We start from the raw sequence: 17,808 nt of genomic DNA on the forward strand, positions 1-17,808 counted from the left end.
GACTATGCCCGTTTCAGCAGCCCGGGGTCAATCCAGATCCGCAGGTTCTTCGGGGCTGTGGGCCAGTTTCGGCACATCTGATGCCCCGGCGGATCCGCGTCCCGAGAGGGACGGATTTTCCATGAAGAACCGGTGGCAGTTGAACGGGTGATCCAGCGCGGACAGATCGGTGCGGGCAAAGCTGCCATCTGGCCCCATCACCCAGCTTTGCGCCACATCCGCCAGGTTTGCGGCCATGATCTGGCTGACGATCTGTGCCTTCACCGTCGCGTTCTTGACCTCGACCAGGGTTTCCACCCGACGGTTCAGGTTGCGCCCCATCCAGTCGGCGGACGAGATGTAAACGCGCGCTTTTTTCGACGGCAGCCCGTGCCCATTGCCAAAGCAGACGATACGGGAATGTTCCAGAAAACGCCCGACGATGGATTTGACCCGGATGTTTTCGGACAGACCCAAGATACCGGGTCTGAGCCCACAGATACCCCGCACCACCAGACTGATTTTCACCCCCGCCTGGGAGGCCTCGTAAAGCGCGTCGATCACGTCGGGTTCGACCAGAGAGTTCATCTTGGCCCAGATTTCGGCCGGTTTGCCGTCTTTGGCCAGCTCTGCTTCGCGCCGAATAAGCGCAATCAGCGTGGTTTTCTGGTTGAGCGGTGAAATGGCCAGGTTTTCAAGGCCTTGAGGTTCGGCATAGCCCGAGAGATAGTTGAAGATCTTGGTCGCATCACGTCCCAGCGCCGCGTCGCAGGTAAAGAAGCTGAGGTCGGTATAAATGCGGGCGGTAATCGGGTGGTAATTGCCGGTGCCGTAATGGGTATAGGTCACCAGCTCATCCCCTTCTCGCCGCACCACGGTCGAGATTTTGGCGTGGGTCTTGTAGTTGATGAACCCATAGGTCACATGGGCCCCGGCGCGCTCCAGACGACGTGACTGTCGGATATTTGCAGCTTCGTCAAAACGGGCCTTGAGTTCCACCAGGGCGGTCACGGATTTCCCGTCCTCCGCCGCTTCGCACAGGGCTTTCACGATCGGACTGTCATGGGACGTGCGATACAGTGTCTGTTTGATCGCCACCACATTCGGGTCGCGCGCCGCCTGGTTCAGAAACCGCACCACCATGTCAAACGTCTCATACGGGTGGTGCAGCAACATATCCTTCTGTCGGATCGCGGCAAACATGTCCCCTTCGTGGTCCTGAACGCGTTCCGGCACCCGGGGACTGAAACTGGGCCACAGAAGGTCATGGCGGTCTTTCAGCACCAGCTCACCCAGATCGGCCATGCCGATCATCCCGTCCACCTCCACGATCTCGTCCCCGGAGACGCGCAGCTCGCGTTTGATCATCTGCATCAGATCTTCCGGGGCGCCCTTGGTGATTTTCATCCGCACCACTTCGCCGCGTTTGCGCCGCTTAAGCGCGGTTTCAAATTCGCGCACCAGATCTTCAGCCTCGTCTTCGACCTCCAGATCACTGTCACGCAAAATGCGGAAGGCGCAGTTGCCCTTCTCGACATAGCCGGGGAACAGGCTCGACAGATGTTCAAGCAGCAGGTCTTCCAGCGGCAGAAAACGACATTGACCCTCAGCGGCAGGCAGGCGCACAAAGCGGTTGATCTGTTGCGGGATCGGAAGCAGCGCCTTGAGTTTCTGCCGGTCCTTGCTGCGCTCAAGCTGCAGCGCCAGCGCAAAGCCAGTGTTGGGGATGAACGGGAAGGGGTGCGCCGGGTCAATGGCCAGCGGTGACAGAACCGGGAAAACCTGGCTCAGAAAAACCTGATCCAGATGGGCCTTGTCCTCCGGGGTAAGGTCGGCGCGCTTCTCGATAATGATGCCCTGATCGCGCATCTGCCGGGTCAGCGTGTCATAGGTGGATTGCTGGCGCGCCATCAGGGCGCGGGCATCCTGATTGATCAGTGCCAGCTGTTCGGCGGGCAACAGGCCGTCTGCTGCAGGGGTGGTCACGTCTTCGCGCACCAACTCCCGCAGCCCGGCCACACGCACGGTGTAAAACTCGTCAAGATTGGTGGCCGAGATCGACAGAAACCGCAGCCGTTCCAACAGCGGGACGCGCGGGTTTTCCGCTTCTTCCAGAACCCGCCAGTTGAAGCCAAGCCAGCTCAGTTCACGGTTGAAGAACCGCTTTGGTCCCGCCGTCTCCTCCGGGGGCAATTGCGCCGCCTCGGGGAACGGGGCGTGCAGAAAGTCGGAAAGCGGCGTGGTGGGGGGCTCGGCTTTGGTCATGACAGCTCTATCGCGGTGTTTTGTAACGGCGATGTGACGTTACGCCTGCCTGCGTGGCTTGTCCAGCAAGCCGGCCCCACATACCTGCCGCTTTTTCTTGTCGTAAATATCCTGGGGTGAGCGAGCTTGCCTCGCGAGGGGCAAAGCCCCTGAAGCTCGCCAGGCATCGTTGGATCACGGAAATTACTGGAAAGGCGTTAATCGCCACCGAAGTCGCCACTGGCCGCAATGCCCAACACCCGCTGGGCCAGCGCGCGGGTGATCGGGCGCTGTTCGGACAGGGCAACCTGATCCAGAGCCTGCACCAGATGCCCCGCCGCCGCCAAAGACCGCTCCATCCGGGGCACAAGATAGTCGACCAGATTGGCATTTACACTGATCTGGCGGTCATGGAACAGTTTGACCAGAACCGCGGATAAAAGCATGTCATCGGGGGGCTCCAGCCGGGCCAGCGTGGTGCCTTCCATGCGTGAGCGCAGGTCGGGGAGGCGCAACCCCCAGCGCGAGGGCGCATCTTCGGCGGTCAGCATCAGCCAGCCACCTTCGGCCAGAACCAGATTGTGCAGATGAAACAGAGCGGTCTCAGACGCACGGTCCCCGGCGATCCGGTCCACATCCTCAACCACCACCGATCCCCCCGCAAGCGCCTCGATCACGGTTGTGTCCAGCCGATCGGCGTGAATGATCTCCGCCCCGGACTGATCCGCCCAGACATGGGCCAGATGGGTTTTCCCCGTGCCACGCGCGCCTGCCAGAACCAGTTTCTGATTGGGCCAGAGCGCCCAGCCATTCACAATCGCCATCGCCGCCTGATTGGACGGCGTGACCAGAAAATCATCCACCCCCCGCGCCGGGGTCACGGGCAGGTCAAAGGCAAGTTGGTCCTGCATCAAAGGTCCTTTGCCTCTTCTTCGGCCACGGTGTTCTGGCGTCCGGTCACGCCCTGATAAAGGCGCCCGACCTTGTATTGCCCGATCACGAAACGGGCGATCACGCCGATGGCGGCGGCCACCGGCACGGCCACCAGCATCCCGACAAAGCCAAACAGCGAGCCAAAGACAGACAGTGCCAGCATCAGCCAGACCGGGTGCAGACCCACGGAATTGCCGACGAGTTTCGGGGTGATGATGTTGCCCTCAAGGAACTGTCCGGCAAAGAAAATTGCGGCCACGCCCCCCAGGCTCCACCATTCACCCCAGAACTGAAACAGCGCCAGACCGATCGCAAGGGCGCCGCCCACCAGCGCGCCGACATAGGGGATAAAGGTGATCAGCCCGGCGATGAACCCGACCACAAGGCCGAATTGCAGCCCCACCAGCATCAACCCCACCGCGTAATAGCTCCCCATCACCAGACAGACAGAACCCTGCCCGCGGATGAAGCTGGCCAGAACCTTGTCGATATCGCGGGCAATTGTGCGGATTGTCGGGGCGTGATCCAAAGGCAAAAGCGCATCCACCTTTGCCACCATGTGATCCCAGTCCAGCAGCAGGTAAAAGGCGACAACCGGGGTGATCACCAGAAGGATCACGATGTTCAGCACGCTCATCGCTGATGAGACCAGCCTGCCGACCAACTCGCCGCCGCGCGACTGAATGGCTTGTCCAATGCTGTCGAGCGACTGGCGCAACGTGCCGTTTTCTTCAAGGAATGAGGGAAATTTGGTGCTGATGAAGGCATGAAGCTGGCTGAGCAGCTTGGGGGCCGCGTCAACCAGAGCAAGGGCCTGATTGACCAGCGTCGGCACCACCAGAAGAATTGCAATCACGAAAATCAGCATTGCAAACAACGAGATCAGGACCGTTGACAGCACCCGTGACAGCCCCATCGCCTCCAGCCGGTCGGCCACCGGATCAAGGAAATAGGCAATTGCGCCGCCCAGAACGAAGGGCAGAATCACATTGCCAAGATACCACAGCGCCAGCGCCAGAATGAGCATGGCCGCGGTCCAGTATTTGGCTTGGGTCTCAACTGGAAGGGGCATGAGATGTCCTTTTGAAATCTGTCCCTATGTCGCCCAACCACAGTGGTTTTTCAAGGGGGGCGGGTGAACGTCCGGGCGAGGGGCCTTTTGGGTCAGGCGGGCAGAATTGTGCTGATCGATCCTCTGGCTGCGGAAAACCGCTTTTCCTTTCCCGATGCCTGGGTCAGACTGTGGTCAAACTGTTGAAAAGGCAAACAGCAATGCGATTTCTTATGGCGATTGGGGCGGTTGCAACCCTTCTGGCAGGGTGCGACGGGCATCAATATGAACCCAAAAAATCGGGAATTACCACCTCGGGAGAGGTGGGGGTTGGTGTGAAATATCAAGAGGGTCAGGGCACCTCTCTTGCCACCAACAACGAAGTGAAGATCAGCGTGGCGGGGTCGATCTGACCGGGGTCCGCTATCTGAAAAGCAGATGGAACCCGGATTGTTTTCTCCTGTTGTCGCGGGATGACATCTCGATTTTACGGATGTTTCGGGGCAGGTCGGGACTGATCAGGTCGGGGCAGATTAGATCAGATGTGTCTTCCCAGCCCGTTTCGCGCCCCTTAATCAATCCGCACGCCCTGTCGTTTCAACTCGCGCTGCACCGCCCGGATGTCCACCGCATCAAGTGAGACCCCCGACGTGATCGACAGCGCCGCAGCCACGCCCGCGCCCTGACCCGCAACCGCACAGCAGGCCATGTTGCGCGTGCCGGCATGGGCCACCTTGTCCCCGCCGATGGCACGTCCCGTGACCAGCAATCCCTCCACCCCTTTCGGCAACATCGCGCGGTATGGCACCTGCATATAGCGCCCGGTGGTGGGCAGGATCAGGATGCCGTAGCCGTCAATAAACTCGGGGTAGATCCCGATTGTGTCCTCAAACCGTCCCTGATGGCGCATATCCTGTTCGGTAAGGTTATAGGCCGCGTCGATCTTGCGCGTGTCACGAATGCCGATGGTCATGCCGAAATTTCTAAGCCGCGCCTGCGCGCAGCCGGGTGTGTAGCGGCGCAGCGCATCAATGGCGGTCATCGCCTGCTTGCGCCCCTCGATCTCGCCTCGGGTCATGCTGTCCGGATCCGTGCCGTCAATCCCCGCCAGATGCACAAGGTTCATGTAGGTCATCTCGCCACTGTCATGCACCGCGCCCCAGGTGCCGCCGATGGTGTTGAGATGCGCGGGCATATGTCCTTCGCGGATGGCCTGGGCAAAGGGCTTGGCCAGAAAAGGCGAGAACATCTCGTCCTCTTTGCCGGAGGTCTCCACCTCCCATTCGCCGGTGGACCAATCTGCATAGGTCTGTGGATCGGCCTTCACGCCCTCCATGAATTTCTTTTTGTCGACACCCGCGATATGGAACATGACCGAGGCCGCCTGCATCTCCTCGACCGGAGTTTTCACCGTGGGGGCACCCATCATATGGGCAATGTCCGCATCCCCCGTGGCGTCGATCACCCGTTTGGCCAGAATGGCCTCGCGCCCCGCCTTGCTTTCGACAATGACGCCGGTGATGTGGTTGCCCTCGCGCAGGGGGGCGACGAATTGGCGATGCAGCATCGGGTGGATGCCGGCCTCTTCAACCAGACGATCCGCGACCAGTTTGAACCCTTCACTGTCCAGCTCATAGGACAGGGACTGGCTTTCCGGCACGGCGGCCCCCATGGCTTTGGCGCGCTCTTCGAACTCCCAGCCAATGCCGCCGGCCTCGACGGTTTTCTCATGGCGATACCAGGCAAAGCCTTCGACGCCCACCGTGGTGATATTGCCACCGAAACAGCCGAACCGATCCAGCAACGTGACCTCGACACCGGCACGGGCTGCTGCCAATGCAGCGGCCAACCCGCCGGGGCCGGATCCAACCACAAGCACATCGGTCTGATGGATCACCGGGATTTCGCGGGCGGGTTCAAGGATGGTCTGGGTCATGGGGGCTCCGAAGCAGGTGGGGGCACCTTGGCACAGCGCGATGGTTGCGCAAACACAGTGGCGACACAAGGCCGGTCGCAAATAGCACATCTTGCGGTGAAACAGGGCAGGGTCCCCCCATGCTCGCCCTGCCCATTGCTCTTGCCTGCCTGATCGCGTAGACCGCTTGCAAACATGGAATTTATGAGGACAACATGCGTCTTTCCCGCTATTTCCTGCCGGTCCTAAAGGAAACCCCCGCCGAGGCCCAGATCGTCTCGCATCGCTACATGCTGCGTGCTGGCATGATCAAACAGCAGGCTGCCGGGATCTATACCTGGCTGCCGCTTGGCTTCAAAGTGCTGCGCAAGATCGAAAACATCGTGCATGAGGAACAGATCCGCGCCGGTCACGTGCCGATGCAGATGGCCACGATCCAACCGGCGGACCTGTGGCGCGAAAGCGGGCGCTATGATGATTATGGCGAGGAAATGCTGCGCATCGAGGATCGCCATGGTCGTGACATGCTCTATGGTCCGACCAATGAAGAGGTCATTACCGATGTGTTCCGCGCCCATGTGAACAGCTACAAAGACCTGCCGCTCACGCTCTACCAGATCCAGTGGAAATTCCGCGACGAAATCCGCCCGCGTTTCGGCGTGATGCGCGGCCGTGAATTCTACATGAAAGACGGCTACAACTTTGACCTGACCAAGGAAGACGCGCTGCACGCCTATAATCGCCACCTTGTCAGCTACCTGCGCACCTATGAGCGTATGGGCTTGCAGGCGATCCCGATGCGTGCGGATAGTGGTCCGATTGGCGGTGACGACACCCATGAATTCCTCGTGCTGGCCGAAACCGGCGAGTCGGAAGTGTTCTATGACAGCGCTGTGACCGACATGACCTTCGGCGACCGCGAGATCGACTATGATGACGTGGCGCAGTGTCAGGGTGTGATGGAGGAATTTACCTCGAAATACGCCCGCACCGACGAGACCCATGACGAGGCGATCTTCAACCAGATCCCCGAAGAACGCCGCCGCGTGGCGCGCGGGATCGAAGTGGGCCAGATCTTCTATTTCGGTACCAAATATTCCGAAGCCATGGGCGCCACCGTGGTCGACAAAGACCAAAACCATGTGCCGGTCCATATGGGGTCACACGGCATCGGCGTGTCGCGCCTGCTGGGGGCGATCATCGAAGCCTCGCATGATGACAAGGGCATTATCTGGCCCGAAGGGGTGACGCCGTTCCATGTGGGCATCGTGAACCTGAAACAGGGGGACGACGAAGCCGACGCCGCCTGTAACGCGCTTTACAAAGAACTTACGAAAGCCGGGCTGGAACCGCTCTATGATGACCGCAAGGAACGTGCGGGCGGCAAGTTCGCCACCATGGACCTGATCGGTCTGCCCTGGCGCATCACCGTGGGCCCGCGCGGCCTGAAAAACGGTGTGGTCGAAGTCACCTCTCGCCGCACCGGGGAAAGCGAAGAGATGTCGCCCGAAGCGGCCGTGGCCAAGATCATTGAGATCTATGAACCGCACCATGTGCGCGGGCTGTAAACAAAGCTGAAACTGATCCGGAAAAGGGGGCCGCGCGCCCCCTTTTTTGATGCGCGGATATAAGCGTGGGGGAAAGGAATGCCCCGCGTCCCCTTGACCCAACTCCACCTGTCCCGGCATGCTGGCCATATGCGCAGATAAGCCGAAAAGGGCAAAGACATGATCCGAGCAATCACCATGGCAGGCGGGCTGGCCGGGGCAGTGGGTCTTTCGCAATTCCCTGAATTTTCACAGCAATACCTGCAGCGCCTCTCCGGTGCGCGCACCGAATTGATGGTGATTGCCAAAGGGTTTGACTTCACCGCCGAGGCCGCAGGCTATACGCGCGAAGAGGCCCTTGAAAAGATGAGCGGCTCTGAGTTCCAAAACGACCTGCGTGACCAGATGGCCGGAAACCTCGCGCGGTTCGACCGGCTCGATGCCGCCTACACCTCGCTGAAACAAACCGAGCCGCTGATGCGTCTGACCAAGCTCTGGCATTTCCGGGATACCGACCTTGTGCAGGATACGTGGGACGAGTTTCGCCCCGCTGTGCCCGTGACCGCCGATGGGCTGATCAGCGCCGGGATCGGCTTTGTCGGCGGCTGGCTCATCCTGTCGCTTGTTCTGGGCGTGATTACCATGCCTTTTCGTCGTCTCGCCTGAGACAGGGTGATAAGGGGCGCTGCCCCTCGCGAGACAAGCTCGCTCACCCCGGAGTATTTGAACCAAGAAGAAGGGGAGGTTGGAGCAATCCTTTTCCTTTTTTCTTGCCAAAATATCTTGGGGGAGAGCCGAAGGCTCGGGGGCAAAGCCCCAACAGGCTCACGAAGTGAGCCACCGGAAGCGGCCCGATGCGTGCGCAGAGGGCCACTTGGCTGATTGAAGTATTTCGGTCTTGCCCTCGGTTGGCCCCAAGGGATTGGAGCGCGAAATGCGGCGTGAGAGGTCAGAGGGCGGAGCGTTTCAGGAGGGGCTATTGGCCACAGGTTTCTCCTGAAACGCATCAAAGCTTATTTTGCGGCGGGTACGATCCGGTTCACATGGCCCATTTTGCGCCCGGGTTTCACATCGGCCTTGCCGTAAAGATGCAGCGAGGCGTTGGCTTCGCGGGCGATCTCGGGCACGCGGTCCATGTCGTCGCCAATCAGGTTTTCCATCACCACATCCGCAAAACGGGATCCGTCCCCCAGCGGCCACCCGGCCACGGCGCGGATATGCTGTTCGAATTGGTCCACGGAGCAGCCCTGTTGGGTCCAGTGACCGGAATTATGCACGCGAGGTGCAATTTCGTTCACGATCAGGCCCTTGGGTGTCACAAACAGCTCCACCCCCATCACGCCGACATAGTCGAGGGCGTTCAGGATCCGCCCTGCAAGCAGGATGGCGTCGGTGCGCTGGGCGCCGGTCAGGCGGGCGGGCACGGTGGTGGTGTCAAGGATGCCATCTTTGTGGACGTTTTCACCCGGGTCAAAACAGGCCACTTCACCGGTCACGCCCCGTGCGGCGATGATGCTGATCTCATGGGTGAAGGTGACAAACCCCTCCAGCACTGCCGGAGCACCCTGCATGTCGGCAAAGGCCGCATCCGCATCCTCGGTGGTTTTCAGTCGTGCCTGACCTTTGCCGTCATAGCCGAAGCGGCGGGTTTTCAGGATCGAGGGGGCGCCAATAGCGGCAACCGCCGCCACCATATCTTCAACACTTTCGACATTGGCGTAAGGGGCGGTGGCCAGTCCCAGATCGGACAGGAAATCCTTCTCAACGATCCGGTCCTGGCTGACGCGCAGGGCTTCGCGGCCCGGGCGGATCGGGGCGAGGGCTTCCAGCGCATCCAGTGCGGCGGTCGGGATGTTCTCGAATTCATAGGTGATCACGTCGACCGATTTGGCGAAGGTTTCCAGCGCGGCCACGTCATCATAGCCTGCGGTGGTTACCTGGTCGGCCACCTGGCCTGCGGGCGGGTTTGCGCCGGGTTCGAAGATATGGGTTTTGAACCCCAGACGGGAGGCCGCAACCGAGAGCATGCGGCCCAGCTGGCCGCCGCCGAGAATGCCGATCGTGGCGCCGGTGGGCAGGATCTCACTCATCAACCGGAACCTCCGGGATCGAGGCGGCGAGGGCCGCGCGCCAGGCGTCCAGACGCTCGGCCAGCTCTGCATCTGCGGTGGCAAGGATGCCGGCAGCCATCAGCCCTGCATTTGCCGCGCCTGCCGCGCCAATGGCCATGGTGGCCACCGGGAAACCCTTGGGCATCTGTACAATTGAATAAAGGCTGTCGACACCGGACAATGCGCGGGTCTGCACCGGCACGCCCACAACGGGCACGCGGGTTTTTGAGGCCATCATGCCGGGCAGATGTGCCGCACCGCCCGCGCCTGCGATGATCACGTGAAGGCCCCGATCCGCGGCTGTTTTGCCATAGTCCCACAACCGGTCCGGGGTCCGGTGGGCCGAGACGATCCGGGTCTCATAGGCCACGCCCAGTTCGTCCAGCACATTTGCCGCTTCTTTCATGGTGGGCCAGTCCGACTGGCTGCCCATAATGATACCGACCTTCACATCCGTCATGTGGTCCCCCGATGATGGCGCAATAAAGTTGGGCCTACTTATAGGGGCAGGGGGGTATGATGCAATCGGGCAAAAGGCCGGGAGGGGCAATCTGTCCCGCTTCCGCACGCTTTTTCGTGAATTTTCCGAACCGCCCGACCAAGGCCGCGCTTCGGGGGCGAAGGTGACACGAATATGGGCGGGCGCGCGCCCTGCAGGATCAGGCGATGATATCCGGGGTCAGCTTGTCTTCGATCCGGGCAATCTTGTCTTTCAGGGCCAGCTTTTGCTTTTTCAACCGCCTCAGCCGCAACTGATCCGCCCGCCCGCTTTCCTCAAGCGCGTGGATGGCTTCGTCAAGATCACGGTGTTCCGCTTTGAAAACCTCAAGCTCCACCCGGAGCACGTCATTGGTTTTCATTTCTTTGGCATTGCTCATGGTCAGCAGGTCGATTCCCAAGTGGTGGTAAGAGCTTATCGCGCAAAACCGTTAACGCCAAGGAAAAGCCGTGCCAGCGCGGCCCCCCTTGCACCTGATCGCGCCCCGCCCCATATTTACCCGGAGGGGTTGCCGATCGGGACCCCGACCACGTGTCGCTTTATCGTGAAAAAGGACCGACTGATGACCAAGATGACCCTGGCCACCCACCCGTTCCTGCTGGGATTTGAGCAATTGGAGCGGATGGTGGAACAAGCCGCCAAATCCAAGGATGGCTATCCCCCTTTCAATATCGAACAGGTGAGCGAGCGCGCTTATCGGATTTCTCTGGCCGTGGCTGGTTTTGCCGATGAGGACCTCTCGATCACGGTGGAAAATGCCAAGCTGGTGGTGCGCGGTGCGCAGAAAGAGACCAGCGAGGATCGTGTTTTCCTGCATCGCGGTATTGCCGGGCGGCAGTTCCAGAAGAGCTTTGTGCTGGCGGATGGCGTCGAGGTGGTGGGGGCCTCCACCGAAAACGGACTGCTGCATATTGATCTGGAACGCGCGGAGCCTGAGCAGGTGGTGCAGACGATCCAGATCAACAAACGCTGAGCGGACGCTGCGTTAAACCCACATCAATCTGCAATCACTCTGATGTTATCGGACGGGCAATGGCCTGCGCCGGACCCCATATCTGTAATAACCCCCCTCCGCCGCTGTGAAAACGGGGGGCGTAAGCGCCCTTTGACGCTTGAGAAGGAAGGAGGCCCATCATGGATGCTACATTTGAATTCCTGCCCGAAGTCGAAAGCCGGACCGTCTATATCCGCTCGGTCTTGCCGGAAGAGCTGCCTGAAGAGATGCGCCCACAGGTGGAAGGCATGGACCGGCTTTATTCGGTGCATCATGAGGATGGGGAATGCCTGGCCGTGGTGCAGGGCCGACGTCTGGCCTTTGCGCTGGCGCGGCAGCATGATCTGACCCCGGTTGCGGTGCATTGATCGCGCCGCTCCTAAAGCGTTTCGGGAGAAACTTGACACACATGTTTATTCCGAAACGCCCACGACATTGATATCTCTTACCGCGTTTCGATTTTCCCCTGTATCAGGTTAAAACCGAAACGCTTTAAAGAAACACGAAATGAAAAAAGGCCAGAGCGGGGCTCTGGCCTTTCTGTTTTCTGGTGGGCATTCGGGGCAGGGGCTTAGCCCTTGATCAGACCCATGCTTTCCAGCTTCAAGAGAACCTGGTGGGCGCAGTTGTCCACTTCGACATTCTCGGTTTCCACCGTCAGTTCCGGGTTCACCGGCACGTCATAGGGATCGGAAATCCCGGTGAATTCCTTGATCTTGCCTTCGCGGGCCAGCTTGTAGAGACCCTTGCGGTCACGGCGTTCGCATTCCTCGATCGATGTGGCCACGTGAACTTCGACAAAGGCACCGAATTGCTCGATATCTTCACGCACCGCGCGGCGGGTGGTGGCGTAAGGGGCAATCGGGGCGCAGATCGCGATACCACCGTTTTTGGTGATCTCGGAGGCCACATAGCCGATGCGGCGGATGTTGAGGTCACGGTGCTCTTTCGAGAAGCCCAGCTCGCTCGACAGGTTCTTGCGCACGATGTCCCCATCCAGCAGGGTCACGGGGCGACCGCCCATTTCCATCAGTTTCACCATCAGCGCGTTGGCAATGGTCGATTTGCCTGAGCCTGAGAAGCCGGTGAAGAACACGGTAAAGCCCTGCTCCGCGCGCGGCGGCTTGGTCTTGCGCAGCTCTTCCACAACGGTCGGGAACGAGAACCATTCCGGGATTTCCAGACCTTCCTGCAGACGGCGGCGCAGCTCGGTGCCGGAAATGTTCAGGATGGTCACGTTGTCCTTGTCTTCGATCTCATCGGCGGGTTCGTATTGGGCGCGGTCCTGCACATAAACCATGTGCTTGAAGTCAACCATTTCGATGCCGATCTCGGCCTCATGCTCGCGGAACAGGTCCTGCGCGTCATAGGGCCCGTAGAAATCTTCACCGGCCGAGTTCTTGCCGGGGCCTGCGTGGTCACGGCCGACGATGAAATGGGTGCAGCCGTGGTTCTTACGGATCAGGCCGTGCCACACCGCTTCGCGCGGGCCAGCCATGCGCATCGCCAGGTTCAGCAGCGACATGGTGGTGGTGGCGGCAGGGTATTGATCCAGCACCGCCTCATAGCAGCGCACGCGGGTGAAGTGGTCGATATCGCCCGGTTTGGTCATGCCGACAACCGGGTGAATAAGCAGGTTGGCCTGTGCTTCACGGGCAGCGCGGAAGGTCAGTTCCTGGTGGGCGCGGTGCAGCGGGTTGCGGGTCTGGAACGCCACCACGCGACGCCAGCCCAGCTTGCGGAAATACGACCGCAGTTCGTTCGGCGTGTCGCGACGGCCGCGGAAGTCATAATGCACCGGTTGCTGGATACCCACGATCGGGCCGCCCAGATAGATTTTACCGGCCACATTGTGCAGATAGTTCACTGCCGGGTGCGCATCGTCATCTGCGCCAAACACCTTCTCGGCTTCGCGCGCCTTGTTGGGTTCCCAACGATCGGTCACGGTCATCGTGGCCAGGATCACACCTTCCTGATCGCGCAGCGCAATGTCCTGCCCCAATTCGATGGAGTTCGCGAAATCCTCCGACACATCCAGGGTGATCGGCATCGGCCAGAGCGAGCCATCTGCCAGGCGCATGTTTTCCACCACGCCATTGTAATCTTCCTCGCTCAGAAAGCCCTTGAGCGGGTTGAAGCCACCGTTCATCAGAAGCTCCAGATCACAGATCTGACGCGGGCTGAGGTCGTGGCTGGTCAGGTCAGCGGCTTCAACTTTCAGCTTCTGCGCGCTTTCATATGAGACATACAGCTCGGGGATGGGGGTCAGGTTGTCTTGCATGGGATGTGTCCTGTGTTTCAAAGGGGAAAGACCGCTGGACGAACCGGTCAATTCGGCGTGCAGCGCGTCATACTCGGCAAATTTGCGGGCAAGGAATTGATCTCTGAGGCGGGTTTTCTCTGCGGCCCCTTTGGCGGTGATGACGTAGGAAAAACGTTGCCGCTTGTCCGGTCCGCCCCGCTTTCCAATCTGGATCAGCCCCTGATCGGCGGTGGCACGCAGAAGTCCGTTCAACCGACCGAGTGATATCCCCACCGCCGCGGCAATCGCGCGTTGCGAGCCTTCCGGCGCTGCGTCCAGCTGGCGCAGCAGAAGGAAGCGCAGATCGTCTTCCGTAGGTGAGGAGGGGGGCGGTGTGGCGGGCATTCTGGTTCGACTCAAAGTGTGTTCACGCGTGAACGCATTGCATGAACGCCCGCATACGAAAAGACATAATTAGAGTAAATGACCCGATTGGGGGGGAAATAGTGCCAAGTGTGGGATTGGGGGAACAGTGTTCCAAAACACGCGTGCGCCTTGGAACACGCCGGGCGGCTGCCCGTCGTTCAAACGCCTAGAACGGAATGGGGTTCTGTGTCCCCCGCACCGCAGGCGCATGGTCTTCGTTCCAGCGAAACAGGGTCAGATGGGTCAGTTCCGGGCGAGAGCGGGAGGGGGTCAGTATGCCCTCCGCCCCGGCTGCGCGAAGCTGGTCACTGATCTCCCATGTTGGCGGGAACTGCCCCTGAGCGTGTAAATCGGCCCAGAAGACATGGATCCGCTCAAGAGACATCCCCAGGGCGTCCCGCACGGATGGCGCGCAGAGATCGACGATATGCGTGGCAGAGACCTCAAGCGGGAAAATGACGCGGGGCGGATCATCGGGGCGCTGATAGGCCTTGACCGCCACGCGGCACCCCTCTGGCGTGGCGGAGAGGTAAAGCGCGTTCTCGCCATCATGATGCCAGCGCCCGTTTGGGGCGCGGGCCGGGGAAAGAAGCCGGGCCTCCTGCCCCTGAAAGGTGGCGCGCCAGAAGCGCCCCACCACCGGTTTGAAATAGCTGGGCACAGACAGGCCCACCTGTTTACTCCTGCTCAGCCAGGAAATGCTCTGCCTCAAGCGCCGCCATACAGCCCATACCGGCCGAGGTCACCGCCTGACGGTATTTGTGGTCGGTCAGGTCGCCCGCGGCAAAGACACCGGGGATCGAGGTGGCGGTGCTGTCGGGTTTGGTCACCACATAACCGCCCATATGGGTTTCCAGCGTGTCCTTGACCAGCTCATTCGCGGGGGCGTGGCCGATGGCGATAAAGACGCCTTTGGCCGGGATCTCTGTGATCTCGCCGGTCTCGACATGTTTGGCGCGCACACCGGTCACACCCAGCGGGTTTTCATCCCCCACAACCTCTTCCAGCGTGTGATCCCAGAGCGGCACGATCTTTTCGTTTTTCATCAGCCGGTCGATCAGGATCTTTTCGGCGCGCAGCTCATTGCGGCGGTGGATCAGGGTGACCTTGGAGGCAAACTTGGTCAGGAACAGCGCTTCCTCGACTGCGGTGTTGCCGCCGCCCACTACGACAATTTCCTCGCCGCGATAGAAGAACCCGTCGCAGGTCGCGCAGGCCGAGACGCCAAAGCCCTTGAACTTCTCTTCTGACGGCAGGCCCAGCCATTTGGCGCGTGCGCCCGTGGCCAGAATCACCGCGTCAGCCGTATAAAGCGTGCCACTGTCCCCCTTGGCCGTGAACGGGCGTTTGGACAGATCCAGATCGACAATGATGTCACCGATGATTTCGGTGCCCATGGTGCGCGCATGTTCTTCCATCTTCATCATCAGCTCTGGCCCCTGGATGTCGATGAAAGAGGGATAGTTCTCGACCTCGGTGGTGGTGGTCAGCTGACCGCCCGGTTCCATCCCCTGCACCAGGATCGGCTCAAGCATGGCGCGCGAGGCATAGACCCCGGCAGTGTAACCGGCAGGGCCGGAGCCAATGATCAGAACTTTGGTGTGGCGGGTCTCGGACATCGGGGCATTCCTGCTTTGAATTGTTCAACGTCTCTGGATATAGGGGCGCAGGCGGCCCGAGGGAAGCCCCCGTATTGAACCCGTGTTGACCCTGTGGTGTCCCCGTCTGCCCCTCCTCGTTGCCCCCGCTGATCCTGCCGTTCCGTGCCGTCTTTGCCTGCCGAATGGTCGGATCTGCAAGAATGTTGCGTTTTGGCGAAAGATTGTTGCGCAAGCAACCAAGGGCGGCTAGTGTTTGCGCAATTTCGTTGAGTAGGCGCCAGAAGGAATTCGCATGGCCGGACATAAGCTAGACCCGATCGACCGCATGATTCTTGCCGAGTTGCAGGCCGATGGGCGTATGACCAATGTGGAGCTGGCCAAGCGCGTGGGTATTTCCGCGCCGCCCTGCCTGCGCCGGGTGCGCACGCTGGAGGAAATGGGGCTGATCAAGGGCTATCACGCGGATGTGGATTCGCGCGCGCTGGGCTTTGAAGTGCAGGTCTTTGCCATGGTCGGTCTGGTCAGTCAGGCCGAGGCGGATCTGGTGGCGTTTGAGGGAAAATGCCGCGAATGGTCCCTTGTTCGCGAATGCCACATGCTCAATGGCGAGGTGGATTTCATCCTGAAATGCGTGGCCCCCGACCTGTCGACCTTCCAAAGCTTCCTGACCGAAGACCTGCTGACCACCCCCAATGTGGGATCGGTGAAAACCTCGCTGGTCATTCGCGGCGCCAAGGATGAACCGGGCGTGCCGTTTGATGTGCTGGAAGCGCGGATGGCGGAAACGCCCTGATCTTCTGAGCAGGGCGCGCTGGAGTTTTGCGAAAACTCCGGGCAAAAATATCGAAGAGTTCTGGGCGTGCGCTGGCCGCCAAACAAACAAAAACCGCCCGGGAGGATGGCGGCTTTTGTCTTGCGGCGGCACTCTCAAGCGATATTGCTTACGCCGCGTCCTGTGCTTTTGGGTCTTTCTTTGCCTTCCGGTTCTCGCGGGTGAAGGGCAGGGCAGAGGCGTCAGCCTCGGCCTCAATGATCCATTTCATCCAGCGACGGGTTTGCGGACGGGTTTTGCCTTGCTTGCTCATGTCGTGCCTCATTGCTCTGCCCTCTTCGGGACATGTGATCATGTGTTGATCTCAGGTTTAACGAGGGATTCGGGCACAGTTTGGGCAGTCCTTGGGCATTTTTGCCAAATCGGCGACAATCGGCCTGTGCCGCAGGTTGAGCCTTATAAAATAAGGGAATTGTCCCGGGGATCCCGTCCAATTCGTCGTGTCAGTTGCGATTGTTTCGCGCAAATGGGGCCAAAACGGGGCAGGAACCCCCGAACCAGAGCGGGGCTGAAAGCGTTTCGGGAAGACCGGGCCGCAGGTGTCGCGCGACACGCGCGGATCGCGTTGATGCCCCGTTGATGCAATGGGCGTTTCGAAAGGGGGCTACAGGCGGATCGACGAGATCAGCCGGCCGTAATCGGCCTCGTTCCGGTGGCAGGCGCGACGATAGGAATAGAACCGGTCTTCATCCTCATAGGTGCAATGGCCCACCCAGCTCGCCTGTCCCACGCCCGCCGCCTTCAGGCGATGCAGGCCAAAGCCGGGCAGGTCGAACATCATCCGCTTGTCCTGACCCGGTGTGTCCTGTCCGGGCACAAAGAACTGGCCATAGCTGGGGTCGATGGCGGTGAACCTATCAAAAAACTCCGCCCCGACCTCATAATTGCGTTGGCTGATGCAGGGGCCAATCACGGCGTGGATGCCCTCTCGCGTGGCGCCAAGCGCCTCCATCGCCGCGATCGTGTTTTCCAACACCCCATCCAGCGCCCCTTTCCACCCGGCATGGGCCGCGCCGATCACCCCCGCCTTGGCGTCGGCAAACAGCACCGGCTGGCAATCCGCGGTGAGGATGGTCAGGGCAAGTCCGGGTGTTGCGGTCACAAGTGCGTCGGCTTGTGGTTTGTCGCCAACCTGCGCTGCGGTGATTGTGGCCACATCTGCGGAATGGACCTGAAAGACCCCGCACAGCGCCGCCGGAGCCACCTCCATCGCTGCCGCCACCCGGTCACGGTTGATCTTTACCAGCTCTGATTGGTCCTGACTGCCCGAGCCACAGTTCAGCCCGCGATACACCCCCGAGGACGCCCCGCCTTTTCGGGTAAAGAACCCATGCCGCAAAGCATCGGAACGCAGCGCGTCGGAACTCAGGATTTCCAGCATCATCAGGTCACCATCGGGTTGGTTCGGGTGGGTGAACGGTCGGATCGGACCGG

General features: G+C 60.4%; 18 protein-coding genes. 6 read left to right on the top strand and 12 right to left on the bottom strand.

Annotated features, from left to right (window positions below; genetic code table 11):
- Positions 1-27: 27 nt before the first annotated feature.
- From XMD517_RS00130 to XMD517_RS00140, 3 genes are all read right to left on the bottom strand, one after another.
- Positions 28-2,244: an RNA degradosome polyphosphate kinase gene (locus XMD517_RS00130; RefSeq protein WP_173485408.1), complete on the bottom strand. Its 2,217-nt coding sequence runs from the start codon at positions 2,242-2,244 to the stop codon at positions 28-30.
- A gap of 197 nt (positions 2,245-2,441) precedes the next feature.
- A complete protein-coding gene (locus XMD517_RS00135; RefSeq protein ID WP_173485409.1) occupies positions 2,442-3,134 on the bottom strand; it encodes a DnaA ATPase domain-containing protein in 693 nt (230 codons plus the stop codon).
- On the bottom strand, positions 3,134-4,228 hold the full coding sequence (locus XMD517_RS00140; RefSeq protein WP_173485410.1) for an AI-2E family transporter: 1,095 nt from the start codon (positions 4,226-4,228) through the stop codon (positions 3,134-3,136). The genes XMD517_RS00135 and XMD517_RS00140 overlap by 1 nt, the downstream gene beginning before the upstream one ends.
- A gap of 200 nt (positions 4,229-4,428) precedes the next feature.
- Here XMD517_RS00140 and XMD517_RS00145 point away from each other — a divergent pair, with 200 nt between their 5' ends.
- Positions 4,429-4,620 carry a hypothetical protein gene (locus XMD517_RS00145; RefSeq protein ID WP_173485411.1) on the top strand — a complete coding sequence of 64 codons (192 nt, stop codon included), beginning with the start codon at positions 4,429-4,431 and terminating at the stop codon, positions 4,618-4,620.
- Positions 4,621-4,778: 158 nt separating this feature from the next.
- Here the strand turns inward: XMD517_RS00145 and XMD517_RS00150 are convergent, their stop codons facing one another.
- Positions 4,779-6,143: an FAD-dependent oxidoreductase gene (locus XMD517_RS00150; protein WP_173485412.1), complete on the bottom strand. Its 1,365-nt coding sequence runs from the start codon at positions 6,141-6,143 to the stop codon at positions 4,779-4,781.
- Positions 6,144-6,337: 194 nt separating this feature from the next.
- Between XMD517_RS00150 and proS the strand changes: the two genes are divergently transcribed.
- Both proS and XMD517_RS00160 read left to right on the top strand, forming a co-directional pair.
- Complete coding sequence (gene proS, locus XMD517_RS00155; RefSeq protein ID WP_055188719.1) at positions 6,338-7,690, top strand: proline--tRNA ligase; 1,353 nt, start codon at positions 6,338-6,340, stop codon at positions 7,688-7,690.
- 159 nt (positions 7,691-7,849) lie between these two features.
- Positions 7,850-8,335 carry a DUF2937 family protein gene (locus tag XMD517_RS00160; protein ID WP_173485413.1) on the top strand — a complete coding sequence of 162 codons (486 nt, stop codon included), beginning with the start codon at positions 7,850-7,852 and terminating at the stop codon, positions 8,333-8,335.
- A gap of 347 nt (positions 8,336-8,682) precedes the next feature.
- Here the strand turns inward: XMD517_RS00160 and XMD517_RS00165 are convergent, their stop codons facing one another.
- The 3 genes from XMD517_RS00165 to XMD517_RS00175 all read right to left on the bottom strand — a co-directional run bounded on the left by XMD517_RS00165 (position 8,683) and on the right by XMD517_RS00175 (position 10,658).
- Positions 8,683-9,759 (bottom strand): 5-(carboxyamino)imidazole ribonucleotide synthase, encoded by a 1,077-nt coding sequence (locus XMD517_RS00165; RefSeq protein WP_173485414.1) that lies wholly within the window; start codon positions 9,757-9,759, stop codon positions 8,683-8,685.
- Positions 9,752-10,240 carry a 5-(carboxyamino)imidazole ribonucleotide mutase gene (purE, locus tag XMD517_RS00170; RefSeq protein WP_173485415.1) on the bottom strand — a complete coding sequence of 163 codons (489 nt, stop codon included), beginning with the start codon at positions 10,238-10,240 and terminating at the stop codon, positions 9,752-9,754. Before purE ends, XMD517_RS00165 begins: the two co-directional genes overlap by 8 nt.
- A 199-nt stretch (positions 10,241-10,439) precedes the next feature.
- Positions 10,440-10,658 carry a YdcH family protein gene (locus tag XMD517_RS00175; protein WP_173485416.1) on the bottom strand — a complete coding sequence of 73 codons (219 nt, stop codon included), beginning with the start codon at positions 10,656-10,658 and terminating at the stop codon, positions 10,440-10,442.
- 183 nt (positions 10,659-10,841) lie between these two features.
- Between XMD517_RS00175 and XMD517_RS00180 the strand changes: the two genes are divergently transcribed.
- The gene (locus XMD517_RS00180) at positions 10,842-11,252 is read left to right on the top strand and encodes an Hsp20 family protein (protein WP_055188728.1); all 411 of its coding nucleotides are present in this window, start codon (positions 10,842-10,844) and stop codon (positions 11,250-11,252) included.
- A 161-nt stretch (positions 11,253-11,413) separates the two neighbouring features.
- A complete protein-coding gene (locus XMD517_RS00185) occupies positions 11,414-11,641 on the top strand; it encodes a DUF1150 family protein (RefSeq protein ID WP_173485417.1) in 228 nt (75 codons plus the stop codon).
- Between the two features lie 203 nt (positions 11,642-11,844).
- Here the strand turns inward: XMD517_RS00185 and XMD517_RS00190 are convergent, their stop codons facing one another.
- From XMD517_RS00190 to trxB, 3 genes are all read right to left on the bottom strand, one after another.
- Positions 11,845-13,920, bottom strand: coding sequence for a bifunctional sulfate adenylyltransferase/adenylylsulfate kinase (locus XMD517_RS00190; RefSeq protein ID WP_173485418.1), 2,076 nt, complete (start codon positions 13,918-13,920; stop codon positions 11,845-11,847).
- 187 nt (positions 13,921-14,107) lie between these two features.
- Positions 14,108-14,614 carry an RES family NAD+ phosphorylase gene (locus XMD517_RS00195; protein WP_173485419.1) on the bottom strand — a complete coding sequence of 169 codons (507 nt, stop codon included), beginning with the start codon at positions 14,612-14,614 and terminating at the stop codon, positions 14,108-14,110.
- Between the two features lie 4 nt (positions 14,615-14,618).
- Entirely contained in the window at positions 14,619-15,560 is a 942-nt protein-coding gene (trxB, locus tag XMD517_RS00200) for a thioredoxin-disulfide reductase (RefSeq protein WP_173485420.1), read from the bottom strand.
- A gap of 274 nt (positions 15,561-15,834) precedes the next feature.
- On the opposite strand from trxB, the gene XMD517_RS00205 reads away from it, so the two are divergent.
- Positions 15,835-16,335 (top strand): Lrp/AsnC family transcriptional regulator, encoded by a 501-nt coding sequence (locus XMD517_RS00205; RefSeq protein ID WP_055188737.1) that lies wholly within the window; start codon positions 15,835-15,837, stop codon positions 16,333-16,335.
- 148 nt (positions 16,336-16,483) lie between these two features.
- On the opposite strand, the gene XMD517_RS00210 is transcribed toward XMD517_RS00205, so the two are convergent.
- Together XMD517_RS00210 and pgeF are read right to left on the bottom strand one after the other, a co-directional pair.
- Positions 16,484-16,627 carry a hypothetical protein gene (locus XMD517_RS00210; RefSeq protein WP_173485421.1) on the bottom strand — a complete coding sequence of 48 codons (144 nt, stop codon included), beginning with the start codon at positions 16,625-16,627 and terminating at the stop codon, positions 16,484-16,486.
- Positions 16,628-16,978: 351 nt separating this feature from the next.
- Positions 16,979-17,758, bottom strand: coding sequence for a peptidoglycan editing factor PgeF (gene pgeF, locus XMD517_RS00215; protein WP_173485422.1), 780 nt, complete (start codon positions 17,756-17,758; stop codon positions 16,979-16,981).
- Between the last annotated feature and the right edge of the window lie 50 nt (positions 17,759-17,808).

Source organism: Aliiroseovarius sp. xm-d-517 (assembly GCF_013283135.1).
GTDB classification, from domain to species: Bacteria; Pseudomonadota; Alphaproteobacteria; order Rhodobacterales; family Rhodobacteraceae; genus Aliiroseovarius; species Aliiroseovarius crassostreae.